This is a genomic window from Streptomyces sp. NPDC006197 (genome assembly GCF_040613865.1).
Lineage (GTDB): Bacteria > Actinomycetota > Actinomycetes > Streptomycetales > Streptomycetaceae > Streptomyces.
Map to the genome: position 1 here is coordinate 1 of NZ_JBEXSZ010000291.1, position 2046 is coordinate 2046.

Below are 2046 nucleotides of genomic sequence, written 5' to 3' on the forward strand. Positions count from 1 at the left end.
GGTGTACTCGCGGGACCGGAAGGTCGTGCCGATCGACAAGATCTCCCCGTACATGCAGAAGGCGATCGTCGCGATCGAGGACGGGCGGTTCTACGAGCACGGGGCGATCGACCTCAAGGGCGTGCTGCGCGCCATCAACCGGAACGCGCAGTCGGGCGGGGTCGCGCAGGGCGCGTCCACGCTGACCCAGCAGTACGTGAAGAACGTCTTCGTCGAGGAGGCCGGTGACGACCCCGAGAAGGTCGCGCAGGCCACCCAGCAGACCATCGGCCGCAAGGTCCGCGAGCTGAAGTTCGCGATCCAGGTCGAGGAGGAGCTGGGCAAGAAGAAGATCCTGGAGAACTACCTCAACATCACGTTCTTCGGGCAGCAGGCCTACGGCATCGAGGCCGCCTCCCAGCGCTACTTCTCCAAGCCCGCCGCCGACCTGGACCTGGGCGAGGCGGCGATGATGGCCGGTCTCGTCCAGTCGCCGAGCCGCTACGACCCGATCAACGACATCCAGGAAGCCACCAAGCGCCGCAACACGGTCCTCCAGCGGATGGCCGACGTGAAGGACATCAGCCAGGCCGAGGCGGACGCCGCCAAGGCCAAGCCGATCAAGCTGAAGGTGAAGACCCCGAGGAACGGCTGCATCACCGCCGTCGACGGCGCCGGCTTCTTCTGCGACTACGTCCGCAAGACGATCCTCAACGACCCGACCTTCGGCAAGACCGCCGAGGAGCGGACGAAGCTGTGGAACCTGGGCGGTCTCACCATCAGGACCACGCTCGACCCGCGCGCGCAGGCCGCCGCCAACGAGGCCGCCGTCGCGAAGGTCGACAAGGACGACCCGGTCGCCGCCTCGGTGGTGCAGGTCCAGCCCAAGACAGGCCGCATCCTGTCGATGGGCCAGTCCCGCCCGTACGGACTGGACCAGAAGCAGCACCAGACGACGCTGAACCTCGCCGTCGGCAGCAAGATGGGCGGCACGACGTACGGCTTCCAGGTCGGCTCGACCTTCAAGCCGATCACGGCCGCGGCGGCGCTGGAGAAGGGCCTGAGCCCGGCGCAGAGCTTCGACACCCCGGCGCAGATCAACATCCCGGAGAGCGACTACACCCGTTGTGACGGCAAGCCCGCGGGCTACGCCAACTGGGAGGTCAACAACGAGATGAAGTCGGAGAAGGGCGTCTTCGACATGACGAGCGCCCTCGGCAAGTCCATCAACACGTACTTCGCCAAGCTGGAGCAGATGGCCGGCCTGTGCGAGACGCTGACGATGGCGAAGAACGTCGGCTACGAGCGCGAGCTGGGCAAGCCCATCAAGCAGAGCCCGTCCGTCACCCTCGGCAGCATCGAGAGCACCCCGCTCGACATGGCGTCCGTCTACGCGACCTTCGCCAACCGCGGCATCTACTGCACCCCGATCGCCATCGAGTCGATCAAGGCCGCCAACGGCGACAAGCTGAACGTGCCGCAGACCAAGTGCACGCGGGCCATGAGCGACCGGACCGCCGACACCATCAACCAGATGCTGAAGGGCGTCGTCGAGGACGGCACCGGTACGAAGGCCGGTCTCAGCGACCGCGACAACGCGGGCAAGACCGGTACGACCAACGACCGCAAGGACGCCTGGTTCGTCGGCTACACCCCGAACCTGTCCACCGCCGTCTGGGTCGGTGACGACGTCGGCGAGAAGAAGTCGATGTACGACATCACCATCGGCGGCGAGTACTACGACAAGGTCTGCGGCGGCTGCCTCCCCGGCCCGATCTGGAAGATCGCGATGACGGGCGCCCTGGACGCCGGTCAGACGCCGGGCTTCGTCCCCGTCTCCGTGCCGCGGGCCCAGAAGCCCAAGGGCGAGGGCGACGAGGGCCCGAACAAGCCCCGTAAGCCGGCCGACGGCAAGCCGGCCGACAACAAGCCGGGCGGCACGGACCCGAGCCCCGGCTTCACGTTCCCCACGGACCTGCTCGGCGGCGGGGACGGACGCAACAAGCCGCGCGGCGGAAACCACTGACGCGGTGACACGAGGAAGGGCGCCCCGCCTTCAGGCGGGGC

General features: G+C 67.6%; 1 protein-coding gene. It reads left to right on the forward strand.

Annotated features, from left to right (window positions below; genetic code table 11):
- Positions 1-2005 (forward strand): transglycosylase domain-containing protein (locus ABZ318_RS39495; RefSeq protein WP_356907236.1); only part of this gene is annotated, 2005 nt, incomplete at its 5' end.
- Positions 2006-2046: the final 41 nt, after the last annotated feature.